This window comes from Agromyces sp. NSFZ (genome assembly GCF_056156205.1).
In genome coordinates, this window is the sequence record NZ_CM149585.1 from 4,047,150 (window position 1) to 4,070,061 (window position 22,912).

The window sequence follows — 22,912 nt, forward strand, 5'->3', positions numbered from 1 at the left end:
CCCGGCGGTCGGAAGACCTGCGGACGGGAACACCCGGTGAACGGCTCGCATGTGCAGCCGCACGCGGCATCCGTGCTCAGATGAGCACCCGAAGGAGTCAGAGCCCGATCGCGCGGTTGACGTAGTTCGACGTGACGACCATGCCGACCTTCTCGTAGAGCCCGAGCGCCCCGGTGCGCGAGTCCGTGCTGAGCTCCGAGACCGTCGCACCGTGCGCGCGGCCCTGGGCGAACGCGTCGACCAGCAGCGCCTGCGCGATGCCGCGGTTCCGCTGGTCTGCGCGGGTCGCCAGGCGATCGACGTACGCCGTGCCGTCGGCGAGCATGATCACCGCGGCGCCGACCACCTCGCCCGCGTCATCCGTGACGACGCGAAGGTTCCACGGCTCGAAGCCCGGACGCTCGAGCACCGAGGCGGTGAAGTCCTCGAAGCTCTCCCGAGCCCGCACCGACCACTCGAGGAATGCGTCCTCGAGCACGTCGTGCATGGCTCGCAGGTCGGACCGACCGGCCTCCCCGACCGCGTACCCGGGCGGCAGTTCGCGCGCCGGCACCTGCGCCCCCTCGGGCAGTTCGAGCACCCAGCTGTTCCAGCGCACGTGGTAGCCGAGGTCGGTGAGCAGGCGATCGCCGGCCGACCCGACGAACACCGGCATGCCGACGACCGTCGACCCGCTTCGCCGTGCGACCTCCCGGATCCAGCCGGCGAGCCAGGTGCCGATGCCGCGCCGGCGCCACGCGGGGTGCACAGCGGCCGTGGCTCGGTCGGCGCCGGTCAGTTCGCCGTACGCGACGATGCGTCCGCCGTCGAGCACCGCGATCGAGCGCGTGGCCAGTTCGTGACTGGGACGGCTCCAGGCGGAGACGAGGTCCGCCTCCTCGATGTCCACGCGGCCCGTGTCCTCGAGTTCCTGTGCGGCGATGAGTTCGAAGACGGCGCGCGAATCGGCGCGGGTCAGGGGCCGCGTCGTCAGATCGGCGGGCAGCTGGGGCGAGTCGGTCACGGCGCGATCATAGGGGCATCCGTTCGGATGCGAGCAACGCGACCCGCTCAGCGGTGCTGCTGCTCCGACCCCGAGAGCCGCTGCGCGATGTAGATCGGGATGATCGACACGAGCACGAGCACGACGGCGATGACCGACACGATCGGTGCCTGGTTCGGCCGGAACATGTTGTTCAGGATGAAGATCGGCAGTGTCGTCACGCCCGAACCGGCCGTGAACGTCGTCACGATGATCTCGTCGAACGACAACGCGAAGGCGAGCAGGCCGCCCGCGAGCAGGGCCGACCGCAGTTGCGGGAAGGTGACCAGGCGGAACGTCGTCCAGATGCCGGCGCCGAGGTCGGCGGAGGCCTCCTCGAGGTTCGTCCCCTGACGCCGCAGGCGCGCGATCACGTTGTTGAAGACCGTGACGATGCAGAACGTGGCGTGCGCGATCACGACCGTCCAGATCGAGAGCGGCACGCCCATGATGGTGCGGAAGAAGTTGTTGAGCGCGATACCGGTGATGATGCCGGGGAGCGCGATCGGCAGGATCACGAGCAGGCTGATGGCGTCGCGGCCGAAGAAGTCGAAGCGCTGCAGCGCCAGCGAGATGAGGGTGCCGAGCACGAGCGAGATGATCGTGGCGATGATCGCGACCTGCACGCTCGTCGTCACTGCCTCGATCGCACCCGCGCTCTGGAACGCGCGCACCCACCAGTCCAGCGTGAAGCCGGGCGGCGGCCACGTGAGCGACGTCGACGTCGAGAACGAGTTCACGAGCACCACGAGGAGCGGCACGTAGACCGCCACGAGAATGGCCGCGGTGACGATGCCGAGCACCGTGCGGGAAAGGCGTGAGAGGCGCATCCGTGACCCTTAGAGGTTGTTCAGCGCACCGGTGCGGCGCACGAGGAAGAGGTACCCGAAGATGATCACGATCGGGATGAGCGCGATCGCCGACGCGAGCGGCAGGTTGTTGGCCGCGCCCACGTTCGTGTACACGAGGTTGCCGAGCATCTGGCTGGCACCGCCGACGATGTTCACCGTGATGTAGTCGCCGAGCGAGAGCGAGAAGCTGAAGATCGTGCCCGCGATGATCGCCGGCAGCACGAGCGGGAGGACCACGTGGCGGATGGTCGGCCACGTGCGCCCGCCGAGGTCGGCGGATGCCTCGAGCAGCGAGTCGGGCACCCGCTCGAGCCCGGCGTAGATCGGGAGGATCACGTACGGCAACCAGAGGTACGACAGCGTGATGATGGTCGCCGGCAGGCCGTACCCGGGCGTGTGCCCGCCGAACGGCGAGACCAGCCATTCGAGGATGCCGTCCTGCGAGAGCACCGAGCGCCACGCGTAGGCCTTCACGAGGTAGCTCGCCCAGAGCGGCGTGAGCACCATGATGACGAGGATGCGCTGCATCCGGGGCGACGCGACCTTCGCCATGTAGAACGCGATCGGCAGGGCGAGCAGCACGTCGATGACCGTCACGGCGAGCGCGACGCCGATGGTGCGCAGTGTCACCGTCTGGTACAGCGAACCCGTCAGCACGGTGATGATGTTGTCGAGCGTCCACTCGGTGGTGATCTCGCCCGTGAAGCTGTCGACCGACCAGAACGCCGTGACGAGCAGCAGCACCAGCGCGACGATGTAGACGACGACGAGCCAGAACAGCGGCGCCGTCAGGAGGAGCGCGAGGCGCGTCCTCGGGTGGGTCGCGAGGAAGGCCGAGCCCTTCCGCCCGAGGTCGGCGCGGGGGGCGGGCAGCGGATGCCTCGTCGGGGCGTTCGTCGTCATGCGTGTCCTGTCGTGTCGGATGTCGCGGGCCGGGGAGTCGGCGGGTGGCCGGCTCCCCGACCCGCGCGGGCGGGGAGATCAGCCCTTGATCTCCTGCCAGGCCTCGGTCCAGGCCGCGTAGTCGACGCACTCCACATCGGTGCGGCCGTCGACGCACTCGGCGATCGGGGTCGTCCAGTACCAGATCTGCGATGCGTAGTCGGCGTCACCCGCGTGGTAGGCCTCGCAGTCCTCGCGGAACTCGCAGGCCGCGTCGTTCGACGGCGCCTCCCCGAAGTACGAGGTGGCGGCGGCGTTCGCCTCGGGGCTCGCGATGTGGTTGAGCCACGCGTACGCGCAGTTCGGGTTCTCGGCCCCGGAGGCGATCATCCACGTGTCCGACCAGCCCGTCGCGCCCTCCTCGGGCAGCACGACCGCGGTGGGCGCGCTCTCGGACTCGAGCACGTTCTGGATGACCTGCCACGTGGTGCCGACCACGGAGTCGCCGGTCTGGAAGGCCTGGATCTCCTTCAGGTAGTCCGACCAGTACTCGCCGACGTGCTGGCGCTGCTCCTTCAGCAGGTCGACCGCGGCCTGGAACTGCTCCTCGTCGAGCGCGTAGGGGTTCTCGATGCCGAGCTCGGGCTGGTGGTGCATGAGGTAGACCGCGGCATCCGCGATGTAGATCGGCGAGTCGTAGGCCGTGACCTTGCCGGTGAATTCGCTCGCGCGGTCGAAGACGACGTCCCACGACGTGGGCGCCTCGGTGACGACCTCGGTGTTGTACATGAGCAGGTTCGCGCCGTAGCCGTGCGGCACGCCGTACGACTCGCCGTCGACGGAGTTCCACTCCTTGTCCTTGAGGAAGTCGTAGATGCCCTCGTAGTTCGGGATGAGGTCGGTGTTCACGGGCACGACGTCCTCGGCGGCGATGAGCCGCAGGGTCGCGTCACCCGAGGCGGCCACGACGTCGTAGTCGCCCGACTTCATGAGGTTGACGGCCTCGTCGGAGGTGCCGTAGGTCTTCGACTCGACCTCGCAGCCCGTCTCCTCCTCGAAGGAGCTGACCCAGTCGACGGCCGGGTCGTTCGAGCCGTCCTCGACGTAGCCGGGCCACGCCAGGATCGAGACCTGGCCCTCCATCTCGCCGAGCTCCTCGGCGGCTTCGCCGCCGCCGGTGCCGCCGGACTGGGTGCCGCAGGCCGTGAGCACCGCGATCGAGGCGATCGCGAGTCCCACCGTGGCGCCGCGGCGCGCGGTGCGCGGAATCCGCTTCATGGTTCTCTCCTGTTTCTCTGTGTGGTGCAGGTGTGGTGCAGGTGTGGTGCAGGTCTGGGTTGGCGGGTCGAGGAGCGGCGAAGCCCTGTCTCGAGACCCGGTCACGCGGATGGCGCAGCCGCGGCATCCGTCACTGATTCGGGCGTCGCGAGCGCGATCACGTCGGCGTCATGCCAGCTGACGACCACGCGGTCGCCGCGCTCGTCGTCGTGCACGCGGTGGCGATCGTTCTGCTCGAGCACGCTCACGCGCGCGCCGGCATCGAGGTCGACGACGATGCGGATGCCGCTGCCGAGGTAGATCGTCTCGACCACGGTTCCGGGGGCGTTGTGCACGTCGGCGCCGGTCTCGCCCGGCCCGACCGTCATCTTCTCGGGGCGCACGGAGTGCAGGCCCGCACGCCCGAGGAGCTCCCGCGACACCGCGTCGTCGAGGAGGTTCGAGGTGCCGACGAAGTCGGCGACGAATCGCGAGGCGGGTCGTTCGTAGAGCTCGGCGGGCGTGCCGAGTTGCTGGATGCGCCCGTTGTCGAACACCGCGATGCGATCGGAGAGGGTGAGCGCCTCCTCCTGGTCGTGGGTGACGAAGATGAAGGTGATGCCGAGGTCGCGCTGGATCTCCTTGAGCTCGACCTGCATCTGCTCGCGAAGCTTCAGATCGAGCGCGCCGAGCGGCTCGTCGAGGAGCAGCACCTTCGGCTGCACGACGGTGGCGCGGGCGAGGGCGACGCGCTGGCGCTGGCCGCCCGAGAGCTGCGAGGGCTTGCGGTCGCCCATCTGTTCGAGTCGCACCGAGGCGAGCGCGCGACGTGCACGCTCGTTCCGCTCCTTGCGGCCGATGCCGCGCACGCGCAGGCCGTAGGCGACGTTCTCGAGCACGCTCATGTGCGGGAAGAGCGCGTAGTCCTGGAAGACGGTGTTGACGTCGCGGTCGAAGGGCGCGCGCTTGGTGACATCCTGCCCGAACAGCTCGATGGTGCCAGAGGTCGGCTGCTCGAAGCCCGCGATGAGCCGCAGCACCGTCGTCTTGCCCGAGCCCGACGGACCGAGCATCGAGAAGAACTCGCCGGCGGCGATCTCGAGGTCGACATGGTCGACGGCGGTGACGGCGCCGAACTCCTTGGTGAGCCCGGTGAGCCGGATGGCCGGCTGCTGATCGGTCATGGCGTCCCCTTCGATGCACGCGCGCTGGTCGCGCTCGCCGGTTAATGGCGATGTCAAAATCATATGGATCCAGATGTCTAAATCCAGTCCTGCGTGTTACGGTCTTGTCACAGATTTCGAGCACGGATGCCGGGAGGTCGGATGCCGCAGGCCACCGGCCGCGCCGACGCCACGCGCGCGGTCGTCTTCTCGCCGCTCGAGGGCGCCGGTCGTGCGGTGCTCGTCGAGCAGCGCCTGACGGACGCCATCGTCGCGGGCGTGCTGCGCGACGGCGAGCGGCTGCCGAGCGAATCCGAGCTGGCCCGCAGCCTCGGAGTGGCCGTCGTGACGGCCAGGGAAGCGCTGGTGGCGCTGCGCGACAAGGGGCTCGTGCACACCAAGCGCGGCCGCGACGGCGGCAGCTTCGTGACCCACGATCGCGACGCGTCGATGCGCATGGTCGACGAGCGCCTGCGGTCGCTGAGCCGCATCGAGCTTCGCGACCTCTCGCTCCACTACGCGGCGATCGCGGGCATGGCCGCCGAGGTCGCCGCAGACCGCGCGAGCGAAGACGACCTCGCGAGCCTCATCGAGATCGACGCCCGCGCCGACCTCGCGACACCCGGCGGGGCACGCCGCGCGGTCGGCCGATTCCAGCTCGAGATCGCCGCCGTGAGCCAGTCGCCTCGCCTCGTGCACGAGGAGCTCCGCCTGCAGGCGGAGGCCGGACCCTTGCTCTGGCTGTGCCTCCGGGAGCAGGATTCACGTGACCGCAGTCGCGCGGCCAGGCTCGAGGTCATCGAGGCCGTTCGCGACGTGCAACCCGAACGTGCGCGTCGTGTCACGACCGACCACATCGGGGCGGCCGTCGAATGGCTCATCGACGAGAAGGTGCGGCTCGAGCAGGCCGCGGCCGCGCCGGCGGTCCCTGACACTTCGGAAGGAGCGAGGCCATGAGCGTCGACGTCGACGTCACCGCCGAGCACATCGCCCGGCGTATCGCCTCCACCATCGACCCCGTGTTCGCCATGATCGACGGCTGGCGCGACGTGCTCGAACGCGAACTCGCCGGCCCGCTCGCCGGCGCACTCACAGGCGACGGCGCGCCGACCGCCGAGTCGTTCGATCCCGTCGTGGCGGCCCTCGTCAGCCCCGAGCTCGATCAGGAGGGCAGCCTCATCACGGGCGCGGGCTTCGTGGCCGCACCGGGCTTCCTCGCCGACGCGCCCTGGCATCTCGCGTGGTGGCTGAGCGGCTCGAACACCTTCGGACCGGGGTCGGGCCTGCGTCGCCTGGCCACGGTCGAGGACCCAGACTCCGAGCAGTTCCGCGACTACACGACGCTCGAATGGTGGCGCGTGCCCGCACGGACCGGCACCCGTCACCTCACCGGCCCGTACGTCGACTATCTCTGCACCGACGACTACACGGTCACCATCACGACGCCCGTGCGCATCGGCGACGAGATGGTCGGGCTCGTGGGGACCGATCTCTACGTCGCCCGCCTCGAGCAGGTGCTGCTGCCGGTGATCCGCGAGTCGGGGCATCCGTGCACCCTCGTGAACGCGTCGGGGCGCATCGTCGCCTCGACCGATGCGCGGCGCGCGACCGGGGCGCTGCTGCGCCTCGAGGGCCTGGCCGAAGCGCTCGCGCCACTGCGCGATGCGGTCACGGCGACGGATGCCGCGTCGCTGCCGGCCGGCGAGGCGGTCGTGCCGTGCGGCGACACCACGCTTGCGCTCGTGCTGGAGGCGTGACGCCGCTCAGTCGACGTGTTCGGCGAGCGGCCGCACGACCTCGGGGTCGACGCCCGCGGCGATCAGCCGTGACACGAGCCCGCGGCGCGCGAACCCGTAGGGCTCGTTGGAGCCCGTCATGACCGAGCGGGTGTTGGCGGTGTCGAGGAGCGCCATGAACTCGAACGCGAGTTGCTCCGCGTCGGTGTCTGCGGCGAGCTCCTGCTGGGCGATCGCGTAGCCGAGCGAGACGCGCACGTAGTCGCCCCAGTCGTCGTACGCCCGGGCGATGGCGTCGCGCACCGGCCCCGGCTTGGAGTCGAAGTCTGCTACGGCGGCGGCGAAGAAGCATCCGCCCGGGAAGACGCGGTCGCGCGAGTAGGCGATCCACGCGTCGAGCAGGGCCACGATGCGATGGATGCCGCGTGGCGCCGCCTGGCGTGCCGGCTCCAGCACCGTCTCGCGGAACCGCTGCGCCGCGGACTCGACGGTGGCGAGCTGCAGGCGCTCCTTCGTGCCGAAGAGCGTCGCCACGTTGCTCTTGCTCACCTGCGCGGCCGTCGCGAGCCGCCCGATGGAGAGCCCGTCGAGCCCTTCGAGCGAGGCGAGGTCGACGGCGTTCTCGAGCACGAGGCGGCGCGAGGCATCCCCTCGAAGTCGACGGCCATCAATGACCTGCATGCTCTTCAGTTTACGCACGAACGGTCGTATAGTGCACGTACGACCGTTCGTATTCATTGAATCGGATGCCTCGCACGTTCCTGAATCCCGACCCAGCCGCGCCTTTGGAGGCCGCCATGCAACTCGCCACCACTCTCGCCGTCGTCGCCGTCCGCGCGGCCGACGTCGTCTCGCCGGCACTCGCCGGACGTCTCGCCATGCCGCTGTTCCGGCAGGTCCGGCCGGCGCTGCCGCTGCGACCCGGCGACCGCGCGATGCACGAGCGCGCCGAACGCGGCACGATCTCCGTGCGCGGGCGCGACATCGTCACCTACTCGTGGGGGCACGGACCCGAGACCGTCCTGCTCGTGCACGGCTGGCGCGGACGTGCGTCGCAGTTCGGCGCCATCGTGCGGGAGCTCCGCGCCGAGGGCCTGCGCGTCGTCGCATTCGACGCGCCCGCCAACGGCGAGTCGCCCGGGCGCCACACGGACATCCGCGACTACCTGGCGGCCATCGAGGTGCTCCAGCGCAAGCACGGCATGTTCCGCGTGATCGTCGGACACTCCTTCGGCGCGCTCGCGGCCGTCACGGCGGTGCGCGAGGGGACCGCGTCCGGTGGCGTGGTCGCGATCGCCGGCATGGCCGACGCCCGGTACCTCGTCGACTCCTTCGCGGGGCGGCTCGGCATCGGGTCGGCGAGCGCCGACGTGCTCGCGCGGCGGTTCATGCGGATCATCCAGCCTGGCATCGAGGAGCCCTTCGCTCGCTTCGACGGGGTGGCCGACCCGCTGCCCTCGGGCGTGCCCCTCCTCGTCGTGCACGACCGCGGCGACCGCGAGGTGGCCTTCACGGAGTCGCTGCGGCTGCACGAGGCGCACGGCGACCGCTCGCGGCTCGTCCTCACCGAGGGTGCCGGTCACTCGCGAGTGCTGGCCACGGATGTCGCGCTCGACGCCGTCACGGCGTTCGCCTCGGGCGGGCTCGATGGGCTCGATGCGGCGGGCATCGGTGCGATCGAGGTCGGGGCTGCGGCATCCGCATGACGGCCGGCGGTCGACCGGCAGCAATGAGCGCCGCCCCACGGCCTCCCGACCCCGCAGTCCGCTCCGCCGACCACCTGTCCTCCACAGGACGCGATATCGACACCTTCTCCACAGGAATTCACCCTGATCAGGAGCCGTTTCCGGCACTGCTGAATGTCGGAGGGTCGTGATGGGATGTTCCCATGACGATCACCGATCCGGGCGCCGCAGACCTTGCCGCTGCCGGGTTGCAGGCGGATGTCGACGCGATCGTCGCGTTGGAGCTCGCGATCCGGGCGGCGCAGGCGGAGCAGCTCCGGTTGATCCAGCGGGCCCACGGGTACGCGCACGCCGTCGAAGGCGTGCATGACGGGTCGTCGTCGGAGGATCGGGAGCACGCGACCCGGGCATTCGTCGCCGAGCTGGCGACCGCGCTGGTCGTGCCCGAGGGCACGGCGGGCGCGCTGGTCGGCGACGCGGGAGTCGCGCATCGGCACCCGGCGACCGTCGATGCGCTCGCGGCCGGCTCTATCGGCCTGCCGCAGGCGCGGTCGATCTTCGACGCCCTCATCGGCCTGCCCGCCGGCATCGCCGATGCGCTCGAGACGGCGGCGCTCGAGCAGGCGCCCAGACTGACGAACGCGGCGCTGCGTCGCCGGCTCCGGTCGCTCCGGGAGCGGCTGCACCCCGAACCCCTCGACGCCCGGCACCGGGCTGCGGTCGCCGAACGCCGCGTCGTGCTCGAGGCGGTACCCGACGGAATGGCGTGGCTCAGCTTGTACCTGCAGGCCGAACGCGCGCACGCGATCACGCACCGTCTCGACGCCCTCGCCGCCGCGGGCGCCGCGGATGACGCCCGCACCCAGGCTCAGCGGGTGCTCGATGCCGCCGCCGACCTCCTCCTGACCGGCATCCGCACCGATGACCACGGCCACCCGGTCGACGGTGACGAGGCGATCGTGCCGCGCGTGCTGGTCACCGTGCCGGTGCTCACCCTGCTCGGCCACACCGACGAACCCGCCGAACTCGACGGGTACGGTCCTATCGACGCCGACACCGCCCGCCGCCTGGCGGCGCACGCGCCCTCGTTCCAGCGCATCCTCACCCACCCCGAGACCGGGGCGTACCTCTCGTACGGTCGCACGCGGTACCGGGTGCCGGCCGACCTCGCCGCGTACCTCCGCGTCCGCGACGGCACCTGCCGGTTCCCCGGCTGCGGCCGACGCGCCCAGGGCTGCGACCTCGACCACACGACCGCCTGGGCCAGGGGCGGCGACACGCGGCACGACAACCTCGCTCACCTCTGCCGCAAGCACCACCGCCTGAAACACCGAACCCGGTGGCAGATGACGCAGGAGCCGGGCGGCGTCATCCGCTGGACTTCTCCCGCCGGCCACGACCACATCACCCGTCCCGAGAACCCCTTCATCGAGCGCCTCGTGTCGGGCGCGCCATCGGCGCGCGACTCGGTGGTGACCCGGCGTGAGGAGGACGCCGCCTGATACCAGCGCTCCATTCGCCCGCGTCCCCTCGATGACGCTCACGTCGGCGACGGGCCCACGCGAACAACAGCAGCAGTGCAGCGGCCGCCAACACACCGACCCCGAAGCCGAGCAGCCAGCGCTCAGCAGGGGTCGCGGCGCTCAACTCGACCAGGAGGTCCTGATGCTCGGTGCCGGCGAGACGTCCGAGCGCGAACACCCGGCTCGAGTGCGAGAACACCGCGGCGAAGACGAAGGCGGTTCCGGCCGCGACCATGGCACATGCGGCGAGCGTCAGCCGGCTGAGAACGTACCCATATCGTGGTCTCTCCTATCGGCCGCTCCGGCCGCGCGTGCCTCGCTCGGTCATGCGACTGAGGATCCAGAACACGCCCCAGACCAGCAGACCGAGCATGACGACCGTGCGACGATCAGGAAATGCCAGCCGAAGAAGCCCGCGAACATGCGGCCACTCTGGCAGAACCCCGGCTCGCTCCGCGAGCAGCGCGGCCGGCGTCGCCCACCGCCGGTCGGCGGTCTTCCATACGCTGGCAGGATGGACGCGACAGGAAAGACCGAATCGCCCGAGACCACCGCGACGCCCGCACCAGTGCGGCGCCGCCTCCCCGTGTGGGCGCCCGTCCTCATCGGTGTCGGCGCCGCAACGCTCGGCCTGGTGCCCTGGCTCGTCACGGGCATGCGGCTCCCGCTGCAGAATCTCTGGGCCGCGGATGTCGCGCCCGAGCGGTATCCGATCGTGCTGCTGCCCTTCAGCCAGTATGCGATCACGCTGATCGCCGCGATCATCGTCACGGGCGCCGCAGTCGCCGGCATCGTCGCCCGAGCGACCCGTGAGCGCCTCCCGCGATTCGGCTTCACCGCCATCCTCATCGGCGTGCTCGCCGTGCAGGTCCTCGCCACCGTGCAGACCTCGATCGTGGTGCGCGACGGCCTGCAGGAGCGCGGTGAGTCGGCCCTCTACCTCGCGGCCCTCGTGGCGGGAACCTCGTTCGTGGTCCTGGTCGGCGTCGCGGTGATGCTGCTCATCGCCAAGGCCCCGAGGGCCGGGGCCGTGATCGGCCTCGGCATCGCCGCGGTGGCGTTCGGGCCGTGGATCAACGGGCTCGTCGTGCCGTTCGGCACCGCCGGCACGACCGAGGTGGCGTGGCTCCTCGACCTCACTCGGTGGATCCCGCCCGTGCTCATCGGTGCAGCCATCGCCTGGGGAGGCGTCAATACGATCGGCCGGGTCTTCGCCGCCGCGTTCGTACTCCTCGCCCTGTGGATCGCGCCCGCACTCATGACTGCGGTCTCGAACGCCGTCGGCAGCCGCGTCCTGGCCCGCCACCCCGCGGAGATGCTCGACTACGGGCTCGGCGTCTTCGGCATGGCGCTGTGGATTCCCGAGATCGCCCTGCCGCCGCTCGTCGTGGCTGTCGGGGTCGCCGCGGCGGGATTCATCGGCCGCGCGATCGTCACGCGGCGTCGCACGGCTGCGTCCCGCCGCGAGCCTTTGCCACGATGAACGCATGACCGCACGGCCACCAGCCCTCGTCGGCATCTCGCACGGCACCTCCTCCGAGGCCGGCCGCGCCGCGGTGCGCGGACTGCACGAGGCGGTGGCCGCAGCCGCGGCGGCGAGGCATCCGGAGGCCCCACCCCGCGTGCGGCTCGGACACGTCGACGTCGAGCAACCCGATGTGCCCGCGACCCTCGCGTCCCTCGGGCCTGGGGAACCGGCCGTGATCGTGCCGCTCCTGCTGTCGGCCGGGTACCACGTGCACGTCGACCTCGCCGAGGCCGCGCAGGACGCGGCATCCGACCGGCCGATCGTGCTCGCCGACGCGCTCGGGCCCGACGACCGGCTCGCGCAGGTGCTGCTCCGACGGCTCGTCGAGGCGGGGCTCCGCGACGGTGACCGCGTCGTGCTCGCGGTCGCGGGGTCGAGCGACCGACGCGCCGTCGATGACTGTCACGACATGGCCGGGCGGCTCGCCGCGGCATCCGGTCGGGAGGTCTCGATCGGCTTCCTCTCCGCGGCCGAGCCTCGCCTCGCCGAGGCCGTCACTGCTGCCGCCGCCGAGACGCGTGTGCGCGTCGGCAGTGCAACTCCGGGTGCGCGCGTCGTCGTCGCGAACTACCTGCTCGCACCCGGCTACTTCGACGACCTCGCGCGCGCCGCAGGCGCCGAAGTGACCGCGCGTCCGCTCCTGGTCGACGACGAACCCGCGCCCCGCGAACTCGTCGAGCTCGTGCTCGAACGCTACGCCGCGGCATCCGCTCGCCTCGGCTGACCGACGCCGACGCGGCGGGCGCGACTCGCGCCGCGCAAGCCGCGTGACCTGTCGCGACGCCGTGTGACGCAATACGACACGACGTGACCGGGCATGACACGGCCCCCTGTCGGGGGTCGCCGACCTCGCCTAGCTTCGACCGAACACGCACGGAGCGCATCTCGCACCGGCATGAGGAAGGAGGCGTCGTGACCATCACCACCCCGAGGGCGACGGATGCCGCGCCAGCGCGCCCGGCGCGCGCCGCACGTCCGGCGGCGCGTCCGCACGGCCAGTGGAAGATCGACGGCACGACCCCGCTCAACCCCAACGAGGTGTGGAAGCAGGAGGACGGCGGACTCGCCGTGCGCGAGCGCATCGAGCGCATCTACGCCGAGGGCGGCTTCGCGTCGATCGACCCGACCGACCTGCACGGGCGATTCCGCTGGTGGGGCCTGTACACGCAGCGCAAGCCGGGCATCGACGGAGGCAAGACCGCCACGCTCGAGCCGCACGAGCTCGAGGACGAGTTCTTCATGCTGCGCGTGCGCATCGACGGCGGGCAGCTCACGACCGAACAACTGCGGGTCATCGGCGAGATCTCGACCGAGTTCGCCCGCGACACGGCCGACCTCACCGACCGGCAGAACGTGCAGCTGCACTGGGTGCGCGTCGAGGACGTGCCCGAGATCTGGCGGCGGCTCGAAGCGGTCGGGCTGCAGACCACCGAGGCGTGCGGCGACGTGCCCCGCGTCATCCTCGGCTCGCCGGTCGCGGGCATCGCGGCCGACGAGCTCATCGACCCGACGCCGGCGATCGAGGAGATCTCGCGCCGCTACATCGGCGACGAGTCGTTCGCCAACCTGCCGCGCAAGTACAAGACGGCGATCACCGGCCACCCCAGCCAGGACGTCGTGCACGAGATCAACGACGTCGCGTTCGTCGCCGTCGAGCACCCCGAGTTCGGCGTCGGCTACGACCTGTGGGTCGGCGGCGGGCTCTCCACGAGCGCGCACCTCGCCGTTCGCCTCGGGGCCTGGGTCGCGCCCGAGCAGGTGCCCGACGTCTGGGTCGGCGTCACGTCGATCTTCCGCGACTACGGCTACCGGCGCCTGCGCAACAAGGCCCGGCTCAAGTACCTCGTCGCCGACTGGGGCGCTGAGAAGTTCCGTGACGTGCTCGAGACCGAATACCTCGGCGCCCCGCTGCCCGACGGCCCCGCCGCGTCGAAGCCGCGCGCACAGGGCGACCACGTGGGCGTGCACCGCCAGCAGGACGGCCGGTTCTACATCGGCGTCACCCCGTTCGTCGGACGCGTCTCGGGTTCGACGCTCACGGCCGTCGCCGACCTGCTCGAACGTCACGGCTCCACACGGCTGCGCACCACACCGCACCAGAAGCTCGTGCTCCTCGACATCGAGGAGTCGCGTGTCGAGCGGGTCATCGCCGAGCTCGACGCGCTGGGCCTGCAGGCGAGACCGAGCCTCATCCGCCGCGGCACCATCGCGTGCACCGGCATCGAGTTCTGCAAGCTCGCGATCGTCGAGACCAAGCAGACCGCGACCGACGCGGTCATCGCCCTCGAGGCCCGGCTCGCCGGCCTCGAGCTGCCGCACCCGATCAGCCTGCACGTGAATGGATGCCCCAACTCCTGCGCTCGCATCCAGACCGCCGACATCGGACTCAAGGGCCAGCTCCTCCCCGACGGCGACGGCGGACAGACGCCCGGCTTCCAGGTGCACCTCGGCGGCGGCCTGGCCTCGGCCACGCGCGAGGAGGCGGGCACCGGTCGCACGGTGCGCGGGCTCAAGGTCACCGCCGATGGGCTCGCCGACTACGTCGAGCGCGTCGTACGCCGCTTCCTCGCCGAGCGCGACGCGGCCGCCGCCGAGACGTTCGCCGAGTGGGCGCACCGCGCCGACGAGGAGGCCCTGCGATGAGCGCTCGCAACCTCGGAGCGACGGTCGCGCCCGGCACCCGCCGCCGGAGCGCCGACGAGCTGCGCGTCCTCGCCGAGCAGGGCAACGCGCTGCTCTCACCCGAGGGCGGCCCCGAGGCATCCGCCGACGAGGTCGTCGCCTGGGTGGCCGCCAACTTCGCCACGGATGCCGCGGCCGTCGCCTGCTCGATGGCCGACGCCGTGCTGCCGCACGTGGTCGCCTCCCGCCTGCGCGGCGTCGACGTGCTGTTCCTCGACACCGGATACCACTTCACCGAGACGCACGTGACGCGCGACGAGGTCGCCCGCGCGCTCGACGTGCGCGTGGTCGACGTGCTCCCCGAGCAGACCGTGGCCGAGCAGGACGCCGAGTTCGGAGCCGAGCTCTTCGCCCGCGACCCCGGCCTGTGCTGCGCACGCCGCAAGGTCGCGCCCCTGCATCGCGCGCTCGGCGACTACGAGGTGTGGTTCACGGGCGTGCGTCGCGAGGAAGCGCCGACGCGCACGAACACGCCGCTCGTGACCTACGACGAGCGGAACGGGCTCGTGAAGGTGAACCCGCTCGCCGCGTGGAGCTTCGACGAACTGCTCGACTACGCGGGGGCGCATCAGGTGCCCGTGAACCTCCTGATGTCGCACGGCTACCCCTCGATCGGCTGCGCGCCGTGCACGAGGCCGGTCGCCGCGGGCGAGGATCCGAGGTCGGGCCGCTGGGCCGGCCTCGCCAAGACGGAATGCGGGTTGCACCTGTGAGCGAGACGACCATCACCACCGCGTCACTCCCTGAGCCTGTCGACGGGAGCCGGATCCTCCGGGCGAGTTCCCTTCGACGAGCTCAGGGAACAGGGGCACCGAAGCTGAGCGCACTCGACACGCTCGAGTCCGAGGCGATCCATATCATCCGCGAGGTGGTCGCCGAATTCGAGCGGCCCGTGCTGCTCTTCTCGGGCGGCAAGGACTCGGTCGTCGTCCTGCACCTCGCGACCAAGGCGTTCTGGCCGGCGCGCGTGCCGTTCCCGGTGCTGCACGTCGACACCGGACACAACTTCCCCGAGGTCATCGACTTCCGCGACCGCACGGTGGCCCGCCTCGGGGTGCGGCTCGAGGTCGCCAGGGTCCAGGACTACCTCGACGACGGCCGCCTGCAGGAGCGCGCCGACGGCACCCGCAACCCGCTGCAGACCCAGCCCCTGCTCGACGCGATCGCGGCGGGCCGGCACGATGCCGTCTTCGGCGGCGCCCGCCGCGACGAGGACAAGGCGCGTGCCAAGGAGCGCATCCTGAGCCTCCGCGACGAATTCGGGCAGTGGGACCCGCGCAACCAGCGCCCCGAGCTCTGGGACCTCTACAACGGCCGGCACACCGTCGGCCAGCACGTGCGCGCGTTCCCGATCTCGAACTGGACCGAGCTCGACGTGTGGCGCTACATCGAGCGCGAGGGCATCGAGCTGCCGCCGCTGTACTACGCGCATGAGCGCGAGGTGTACCGGCGTGACGGCATGTGGCGCGCCGTCGGCCCTGTTTCGCCCCCGGGCGCCGACGAGCACGTGGAGCGCCGCGTCGTGCGCTATCGCACGGTGGGCGACATGAGCTGCACCGGCGCGGTCGAGTCCGACGCGGCATTCGTCGCCGAGGTCGTGCGCGAGGTCGCCACGTCGACCCTCACCGAGCGCGGCGCCACGCGTGCCGACGACCGCATCTCGGAGGCTGCCATGGAAGACCGCAAGAAGGACGGGTACTTCTGATGACCGACACCGCTCGACCCAACGCCCGACCCGACGCCCGACTCCCCGACCCACCCGACCCCCGAGTGTTAACGTCCCGCGCGAGTGTCAACGCTGGATCGGTATCACTCGGCGCCGGCGGTAACACTCGGCAGAGGGGTGGGCCGCACGAGACCACCCTGTTCCGCTTCGCGACCGCCGGTTCCGTCGACGACGGCAAGTCGACGCTCGTCGGGCGCCTGCTGCACGACTCGAAGGCGATCCTCGCCGATCAGCTCGAGCAGGTCGCGCGCACGTCGGCCGAGCGCGGCTTCGGGGGCGAGCCGGGTGCGATCGACTTCGCCCTCCTCACCGACGGCCTCCGCGCCGAGCGCGAGCAGGGCATCACGATCGACGTCGCCTACCGCTACTTCTCCACGGGCCGCCGGTCGTTCATCCTCGCGGACTGCCCCGGCCACGTGCAGTACACGCGCAACATGGTCACGGGCGCCGCCACGGCCGACGCCGTCGTCGTGCTCGTCGACGCCCGCAAGGGCGTGCTCGAGCAGACCCGCCGGCACCTCGCGGTCGTGCAGCTCCTGCGCGTGCCGCACGTGATCGTCGCCGTGAACAAGATCGACCTGCTCGGCTACGACGAGGCCGCCTTCGCGGCCGTGGCGACGGAGGTCTCCGCGCTCGTGGGCGACCTCGGTCTCCCCGACGCGCACGTCATCCCGGTCTCGGCCCTCGCGGGCGACAACGTCGTCGAGCGATCCGCGAACACGCCCTGGTACGACGGACCCGCCCTCCTCGAGCTGCTCGAGTCGCTGCCGGCGCTCGACGAGCTGGAGTCCGACCTCGAGGCGTTCCGGATGCCAGTGCAGCTCGTCATCCGTCCACAGGGTGCGTTGGCACACGACGTCGCCGACCCCGAGCCGTACCGCGACCATCGCGCGTTCGCCGGACGCATCGCGTCGGGCACCGTGCGCGTCGGCGACGAGGTGCAGGTGTTCCCGAGCGGCGCGATCACGACCGTGGTCGGCATCGACGCCGGACCGGTCGCGCTCGACTCGGCATGGGCGCCGCAGTCGGTCGCACTCAGGCTGGCCGACGAGCTCGACGCCGCGCGCGGCGCGGTCATCGCGGCATCCGGATCGCTGCCCTCGGCTCGGCGCGAGCTCGAGGCATCCGTCTTCCAGCTCGACCCGAGGCCGCTCGTGCCGGGTGCGCGCGTGATCGTGAAGTCGGGCACGTCGACCGTGCAGGCCCTCGTCACGGCCGTGCACGGCCGACGCGACCTCACGACGCTCGCCGTGGAGCCCGCCGGCCGTCTCGAGGTGAACGACATCGGTCACGTCGCCCTCAAGCTGTCGGCCGAGCTGCCCGTCGAGCCGTACGGCCGGCACCGCCGGGCGGGCGCGTTCCTCGTGATCCACCCGCAGGACGGCGCGACCCTCGCGGCTGCGATCGTCACCGACCCCGCCGCGGCCGCAGCGCCGACCGCCGACCCCGCCGACCGAACCGAAGGAGCAGCAGCATGAACGCCACATCCCGCGTCCGTACCCGCCTGGGCCTGGTGGGCGGCATGATGCTCGCCGCGGCCATCGTCGGGGCCGCGGTGCTCGCGCTGAGCGGCTGCGCACCCCAGTCGGCCGCAGGGCAGGGGGCGGATGCCTCGGCGTCGACCGGCCCGGCCGACGAGCTGCGCCTCGGCTACTTCGCGAACGTCACGCACGCACCCGCGCTTGTGGGGCTCGAAGAGGGTCTGTTCGCCGACGCGCTCGGCGACACGAAGCTCACGACGCAGGTCTTCAACGCCGGCCCTGCCGCGATCGAGGCGCTCTCGGCGGGCGCGATCGACGCGACGTACATCGGCCCGAACCCGTCGATCAACACGTTCATCCAGTCGGGCGGCCAGTCGGCGCACATCGTCGCGGGCGCGGCCACGGGCGGCGCTGCGCTCGTCGTGCGCGAGGGCATCGACGGTCCCGCCGACCTCGAGGGCGCGACGCTCGCGACTCCGCAGCTCGGCAACACGCAGGACGTCGCGCTGCGCTCGTGGCTCGCCGACGAGGGCTTCGAGACCGACACCACCGGCGGCGGCGAGGTGCACATCACCCCGACCGAGAACGCGCAGACGCTCACCCTCTTCCAGCAGGGCGGCCTCGACGGCGCCTGGCTGCCCGAACCGTGGGTGTCGCGCCTCCTCGCCGACGGCGGCCATGGCGCGCACGTGCTCGTCGACGAGGCAGACCTCTGGGACGACGGCGCGTTCCCCACGACGGTGCTGCTCGTGCGCGCCGAGTTCCTGGCCACGCACCCCGAGACGGTGCAGGCACTCCTCGAGGGGCACGTGGCCTCCGTCGCCTGGCTCGACGAGCATGCCGATGAGGCATCCGCCGTCATCAACGCCGCCCTCGAGGCCGAGACCGGCAAGCCGCTCGCCGACGCCGTGATCACCCGCGCTCTCGAGCACGTCGTCTTCGACGTCGACCCGCACGCCGAGACGTTCGAGACGCTCGTCGAGAACGGCCTCGAGGCCGGCACGCAGAAGGACGGGTCGATCGACGGGCTGTTCGACCTGCGGCTGCTCAATGCGCTGCTCGAGGCGGACGGCAACCAGCCGGTCTCCGCGGGCGGCCTCGGCGAGGAGTAGGACGAGCCATGAGCGGGCAGACGAACGACCGGACGGGCGACCGCACCGCCATCCGCATCGAGCGACTCGGCAAGCGCTTCGGCGCCGGCCCTCTCGTGCTCGACGACGTGAACCTGTCGATCGCGACGGGCGAGTTCGTCTGCCTGCTCGGGGCATCCGGATGCGGCAAGTCGACGCTGCTGAACCTCATCGCGGGGCTCGACCGCCCTACGACCGGCACGATCGACGTGCCACCTCAGGGCGCGGCGGTCATGTTCCAGGAGTCGGCGCTCATGCCATGGCTCACGGCGCGGCAGAACATCGAGCTCGCGCTGCGGCTCAGGGGCGTCCCGCGCGCGGTTCGGCGAGGCGAGGCGCTCGAGCTCCTCGACACGGTGAACCTCGCGGATGCCGCGGAGAAGCGCCCGCACGAGCTCTCGGGCGGCATGCGCCAGCGCGTCGCCCTCGCCCGTGCGCTCGCGCAGGACCGACCCGTGCTGCTCATGGACGAGCCGTTCGCCGCGCTCGACGCCATCACCCGCGACCTCCTGCACGAGGAGCTCGAGGGGGTGTGGCGCCGCACCGGGCGCACGATCGTGTTCGTCACGCACAACGTGCGCGAGGCGGCCCGGCTCGGACAGCGCGTCGTGCTCATGTCGAGCCGCCCGGGCCGGGTCGCCGGCGAGTGGCGCATCGCCGAGACCGAGGGCCGCCGCATCGAGTCGCCGGAGGTCGCCGCGCTCTCGATCGAGATCACCACCGAGCTGCGGAAGGAGATCCGCCGCAATGCCGCATGACGCCCTGGTCGCTGAGCCCGTCGAAGCGACCGTACCCCCTTCGACAGGCTCAGGGAGCCACGACGACGACCTCCGCAGCCTCGAGGCGGGACTCGACCGGTTGCAGACCGGTGGCGACGGCGCCCCCAACGCGTGGAAGCGCTTCACGACGAGCGTCGTGCCGCCCATCGTCTTCGTCGTCGCGCTCGTCGCGGCGTGGCAGCTGTACGTCGCGATCGCCCAACCCCGCCCCGACCTGACGCCCGGCCCGCTCGACGTGGCGGCCGCGATCGGCGGCGCCTGGGAGTCGGGCCGGTTGCAGCTCGCGGTCACGACGAGCCTCGAACGCGGCGTCATGGGCTTCCTCATCGCCATCGTCGTCGGCACCCCGCTCGGACTCCTCCTCGCCGAAGTACGGCCCCTGCGTCGCGCGATCGGTCCCATCGTCTCGGGCCTGCAGGTGCTCCCGTCGGTCGCGTGGGTGCCGGCCGCCATCATCTGGTTCGGCCTCACGGATGCCACGGTGTACTTCGTCGTGCTCATGGGAGCCGTGCCCTCCATCGTGAACGGCCTCATCTCGGGCGTCGACCAGGTGCCGCCGCAGCTGCGCCGCGTGGGCACCGTGCTCGGCGCCGGACCCGGACGCCTCGCCACGCTCGTCGTGCTCCCCGCGGCGCTGCCGGGCTACGTCGCGGGACTCAAGCAGGGCTGGGCGTTCTCGTGGCGCTCGCTCATGGCCGCCGAGATCATCGCGACGGGCGGCACGATCGGCTTCGGGCTCGGGTCCATGCTCGACCAGAGCCGCGAGCTCGCCGACCTCGCGGGCGTACTCGCGACGATCCTCGTGATCCTCGCGATCGGGATCCTCATCGAGCTCCTGTGCTTCGCGCCGCTCGAGCGCCGGATGCTCCGCCGCCGGGGCCTGCTGCAGGGAGGTGCGCGATGAGCGGCGCCTCTCGACAGGCTCAGGCGCCGGGGCGAGTCACCCTGGTCGGCGCCGGCCCCGGCGATGCCGGCCTCCTCACGATCCGCGGCCTCCGCACCCTCGAGGCCGCCGACGTCATCGTGGCCGACCGGCTGGGCGCCCGGGGCGTGCTCGACGGCCTCGCGGCCGACGGTGTGCACCTACGAGCCGACGTCGTCGACGTCGGCAAGCTGCCCGGCCACCACGCCGTGCCGCAGGACGCCATCAACCAGCTGCTCGTCACCCTCGCCCGCGACGGCAGGCGGGTGGTGCGCCTGAAGGGCGGCGACCCGTTCATCTTCGGCCGCGGCGGCGAGGAGGTCGCGTTCTGCCGCGACCACGGCGTCGACGTCGACGTGGTGCCCGGCATCACGAGCGCCATCTCAGTGCCCGCGATCGCCGGCATCCCGCTCACGCATCGCGGGCTCGCGACCACGTTCACCGTCGTCACGGGCCACGACCAGATCCGGTCGCTCGGCGGAGGACGCGACCACACCGTCGTGCTCCTCATGGGCATCGGCACGCTCGCGAACTCCGCGATCACCCTCGCCCGCGGCGAGCGCGGCGGCGGATGCCCCGTCGCGATCATCGAAGACGGCTATGGGCCGCGCCAGCGCGTGACCGTCGGGACGCTCGACACGATCGCGCTCCAGGCGGCGCGCCGCGGCATCCGCTCGCCCGCCGTCGTCGTGGTCGGCGATGTCGTGACCCTCAGCCCGTACGCCCCCGAAGCGCTCGAACCACACCGAAAGGCCACTGCCCGATGACCCTCTCCCTCCGCGTCGCGATCGTCGGCGCCGGCCCCGCCGGCATCTACGCGGGCAACATCCTGAATCGCCAGGTCACCGCCCTTCGGCAGGCTCAGGGACCGAATCCCACGGTCGCGATCGACCTGTTCGAGTCGCTTCCCGCGCCCTACGGCCTGATCCGCTACGGCGTCGCACCCGACCACCCGCGCATCAAGGGCATCGTCACGGCGCTGCACGAGATGCTCGACGAAGGCACCATCCGCCTGATCGGCAACGTCGAGGTGGGCCGCGACGTGACGGTCGACGAGCTCCGCGCACGATACGACGCGGTCATCCTCGCCACGGGCGCGCTCCGCGATGCGCCGCTCGACATCCCGGGCATCGACCTGCCCGGGTCCTACGGCGCCGCCGACTTCGTGTCCTGGTACGACGGCCACCCCGACGTGCCCCGCGACTGGCCGCTCGAGGCCGAGCAGATCGCGGTGATCGGCAACGGGAACGTCGCGCTCGACGTCGCACGCATGCTGGCGAAGCACCCGAAGGACCTCGCGACGACGGATGTCCCCGCGAACGTGCTCGCCGGCCTCGAGGTGTCGCCCGTGACCGACGTGCACGTGTTCGGACGCCGCGGCCCCGGCCACGTGAAGTTCACGCCCATCGAACTGCGCGAGCTCGGCGAGGTGCCCGACGTCGACGTGATCGTCTACGACGACGACTTCGAACGCGCCGCCGGCGACCCGCACGCGGATGCGCTGCTCGCGTCGAACAACCAGGTGAAGGTCATGACCCGCACGCTGAACGGCTGGCGCCGGCCCGAAGGGGTCCCTGAGCCTGTCGAAGGGCCTGGCCCGGCACCCCGCCGCCTGCACCTGCACTTCCTGCACAGCCCGGTCGAGGTGCTCGGCTCCGAACGCGTGGAGGGCGTGCGCTTCGAGCGCACCCGCCCGGTCGGCGACGGCTCGGTCGAGGGCACCGACGAGTTCGTCGACGTGCCCGCGCAGGCCGTGTACCGCGCCGTCGGCTACGCGAGCTCACCGGTGCCCGGCGTGCCCTTCGACGCGGAGCGCGCCGTGATCCCGAACGAGGGCGGAAGGGTGACGGATGCCTCGGGCGCGCCGATCCCCGGCCTCTACGCGACCGGCTGGATCAAGCGCGGCCCCGTGGGTCTCATCGGGCACACGAAGGGCGATGCCCTCGAGACGATCACGAACCTGCTGGCCGACCTGCTCCCTGAGCCCGTCGAAGGGAGCCGGGAGGACGAGGACGTCCTCGAACTGCTCGAGGCACGAGGCATCCGCTTCACGACCTGGGCCGGATGGCTCGAGCTCGACGCCCACGAGCGCCGCCTCGGCGAGGGGTGGGAGCCGACGGATGCCGCCTACGCCGACGTCGCACGCGAGCGCGTGAAGGTCGTGCCGCGCGACGAGCAGGTCGAGATCTCGTGGGCCGGCACGCTGGTTGGCTCGTGACGTACGTCATCGCGCTGCCATGCGTCGACGTCAAGGACCGTGCGTGCGTCGACGAGTGCCCGGTCGACTGCATCTACGAGGGCGAGCGCTCACTGTACATCCACCCCGACGAGTGCGTCGACTGCGGCGCGTGCGAGCCGGTGTGCCCGGTCGAGGCGATCTACTACGAGGACGACCTGCCCGACGCGTGGGGCGACTACTTCCGCGCGAACGTCGAGTTCTTCGACGATCTGGGATCGCCGGGCGGCGCGGCGAAGGTCGGGGCGCTCGCGTTCGACCATCCGGTCGTGGCGGCAGTGCCGGTGCGGGCGTAGGGGGACGCTGCGGC

Annotated in this window: 22 protein-coding genes; 16 read left to right on the plus strand and 6 right to left on the minus strand. The window is 71.5% G+C overall.

The window, feature by feature from the left end:
- Positions 1-97 precede the first annotated feature (97 nt).
- From ACVFI9_RS19255 to ACVFI9_RS19275, 5 genes are all read right to left on the minus strand, one after another.
- Positions 98-1,003 (minus strand): GNAT family N-acetyltransferase, encoded by a 906-nt coding sequence (locus tag ACVFI9_RS19255; RefSeq protein ID WP_474763783.1) that lies wholly within the window; start codon positions 1,001-1,003, stop codon positions 98-100.
- A 47-nt stretch (positions 1,004-1,050) separates the two neighbouring features.
- The gene (locus ACVFI9_RS19260) at positions 1,051-1,851 is read right to left on the minus strand and encodes an ABC transporter permease (RefSeq protein ID WP_474763784.1); all 801 of its coding nucleotides are present in this window, start codon (positions 1,849-1,851) and stop codon (positions 1,051-1,053) included.
- Between the two features lie 9 nt (positions 1,852-1,860).
- Positions 1,861-2,775, minus strand: coding sequence for an ABC transporter permease (locus ACVFI9_RS19265; protein WP_474763785.1), 915 nt, complete (start codon positions 2,773-2,775; stop codon positions 1,861-1,863).
- Positions 2,776-2,853: 78 nt separating this feature from the next.
- Positions 2,854-4,032 carry an ABC transporter substrate-binding protein gene (locus tag ACVFI9_RS19270; RefSeq protein ID WP_474763786.1) on the minus strand — a complete coding sequence of 393 codons (1,179 nt, stop codon included), beginning with the start codon at positions 4,030-4,032 and terminating at the stop codon, positions 2,854-2,856.
- 101 nt (positions 4,033-4,133) lie between these two features.
- On the minus strand, positions 4,134-5,195 hold the full coding sequence (locus ACVFI9_RS19275; RefSeq protein ID WP_474763787.1) for an ABC transporter ATP-binding protein: 1,062 nt from the start codon (positions 5,193-5,195) through the stop codon (positions 4,134-4,136).
- A gap of 141 nt (positions 5,196-5,336) precedes the next feature.
- Here ACVFI9_RS19275 and ACVFI9_RS19280 point away from each other — a divergent pair, with 141 nt between their 5' ends.
- Positions 5,337-6,131 carry a FadR/GntR family transcriptional regulator gene (locus ACVFI9_RS19280; RefSeq protein ID WP_474763788.1) on the plus strand — a complete coding sequence of 265 codons (795 nt, stop codon included), beginning with the start codon at positions 5,337-5,339 and terminating at the stop codon, positions 6,129-6,131.
- Positions 6,128-6,931: a PDC sensor domain-containing protein gene (locus ACVFI9_RS19285; protein ID WP_474763789.1), complete on the plus strand. Its 804-nt coding sequence runs from the start codon at positions 6,128-6,130 to the stop codon at positions 6,929-6,931. The genes ACVFI9_RS19280 and ACVFI9_RS19285 overlap by 4 nt, the downstream gene beginning before the upstream one ends.
- Before the next feature lie 6 nt (positions 6,932-6,937).
- Here ACVFI9_RS19285 and ACVFI9_RS19290 read toward each other — a convergent pair whose 3' ends face one another.
- Entirely contained in the window at positions 6,938-7,591 is a 654-nt protein-coding gene (locus ACVFI9_RS19290; protein ID WP_474763790.1) for a TetR/AcrR family transcriptional regulator, read from the minus strand.
- Between the two features lie 116 nt (positions 7,592-7,707).
- On the opposite strand from ACVFI9_RS19290, the gene ACVFI9_RS19295 reads away from it, so the two are divergent.
- From ACVFI9_RS19295 to fdxA, 14 genes are all read left to right on the plus strand, one after another.
- Positions 7,708-8,616 (plus strand): alpha/beta hydrolase family protein, encoded by a 909-nt coding sequence (locus ACVFI9_RS19295; RefSeq protein ID WP_474763791.1) that lies wholly within the window; start codon positions 7,708-7,710, stop codon positions 8,614-8,616.
- Positions 8,617-8,798: 182 nt separating this feature from the next.
- On the plus strand, positions 8,799-10,097 hold the full coding sequence (locus tag ACVFI9_RS19300) for an HNH endonuclease (protein ID WP_474763792.1): 1,299 nt from the start codon (positions 8,799-8,801) through the stop codon (positions 10,095-10,097).
- Between the two features lie 535 nt (positions 10,098-10,632).
- A complete protein-coding gene (locus tag ACVFI9_RS19305) occupies positions 10,633-11,601 on the plus strand; it encodes a hypothetical protein (protein WP_474763793.1) in 969 nt (322 codons plus the stop codon).
- Between the two features lie 4 nt (positions 11,602-11,605).
- Entirely contained in the window at positions 11,606-12,370 is a 765-nt protein-coding gene (locus ACVFI9_RS19310) for a sirohydrochlorin chelatase (protein ID WP_474763794.1), read from the plus strand.
- 188 nt (positions 12,371-12,558) lie between these two features.
- A complete protein-coding gene (locus ACVFI9_RS19315) occupies positions 12,559-14,289 on the plus strand; it encodes a nitrite/sulfite reductase (protein WP_474763795.1) in 1,731 nt (576 codons plus the stop codon).
- Positions 14,286-15,041, plus strand: a complete 756-nt coding sequence (locus ACVFI9_RS19320) for a phosphoadenylyl-sulfate reductase (protein WP_474763796.1) — start codon at positions 14,286-14,288, stop codon at positions 15,039-15,041. The genes ACVFI9_RS19315 and ACVFI9_RS19320 overlap by 4 nt, the downstream gene beginning before the upstream one ends.
- The gene (gene cysD, locus ACVFI9_RS19325; protein WP_474763797.1) at positions 15,023-16,033 is read left to right on the plus strand and encodes a sulfate adenylyltransferase subunit CysD; all 1,011 of its coding nucleotides are present in this window, start codon (positions 15,023-15,025) and stop codon (positions 16,031-16,033) included. Before ACVFI9_RS19320 ends, cysD begins: the two co-directional genes overlap by 19 nt.
- A gap of 65 nt (positions 16,034-16,098) precedes the next feature.
- Positions 16,099-17,532, plus strand: coding sequence for a sulfate adenylyltransferase subunit 1 (locus ACVFI9_RS19330; RefSeq protein WP_474763798.1), 1,434 nt, complete (start codon positions 16,099-16,101; stop codon positions 17,530-17,532).
- Positions 17,529-18,647, plus strand: coding sequence for an ABC transporter substrate-binding protein (locus ACVFI9_RS19335; RefSeq protein WP_474763799.1), 1,119 nt, complete (start codon positions 17,529-17,531; stop codon positions 18,645-18,647). Before ACVFI9_RS19330 ends, ACVFI9_RS19335 begins: the two co-directional genes overlap by 4 nt.
- An 8-nt stretch (positions 18,648-18,655) precedes the next feature.
- Positions 18,656-19,423 (plus strand): ABC transporter ATP-binding protein, encoded by a 768-nt coding sequence (locus tag ACVFI9_RS19340; RefSeq protein WP_474763800.1) that lies wholly within the window; start codon positions 18,656-18,658, stop codon positions 19,421-19,423.
- The gene (locus tag ACVFI9_RS19345) at positions 19,413-20,348 is read left to right on the plus strand and encodes an ABC transporter permease (protein WP_474763801.1); all 936 of its coding nucleotides are present in this window, start codon (positions 19,413-19,415) and stop codon (positions 20,346-20,348) included. The genes ACVFI9_RS19340 and ACVFI9_RS19345 overlap by 11 nt, the downstream gene beginning before the upstream one ends.
- Positions 20,345-21,133, plus strand: coding sequence for a uroporphyrinogen-III C-methyltransferase (cobA, locus tag ACVFI9_RS19350; protein ID WP_474763802.1), 789 nt, complete (start codon positions 20,345-20,347; stop codon positions 21,131-21,133). The genes ACVFI9_RS19345 and cobA overlap by 4 nt, the downstream gene beginning before the upstream one ends.
- Complete coding sequence (locus tag ACVFI9_RS19355) at positions 21,130-22,584, plus strand: FAD-dependent oxidoreductase (protein ID WP_474763803.1); 1,455 nt, start codon at positions 21,130-21,132, stop codon at positions 22,582-22,584. Before cobA ends, ACVFI9_RS19355 begins: the two co-directional genes overlap by 4 nt.
- On the plus strand, positions 22,581-22,898 hold the full coding sequence (fdxA, locus tag ACVFI9_RS19360) for a ferredoxin (RefSeq protein ID WP_474763804.1): 318 nt from the start codon (positions 22,581-22,583) through the stop codon (positions 22,896-22,898). The genes ACVFI9_RS19355 and fdxA overlap by 4 nt, the downstream gene beginning before the upstream one ends.
- The last annotated feature ends 14 nt before the right edge of the window (positions 22,899-22,912 follow it).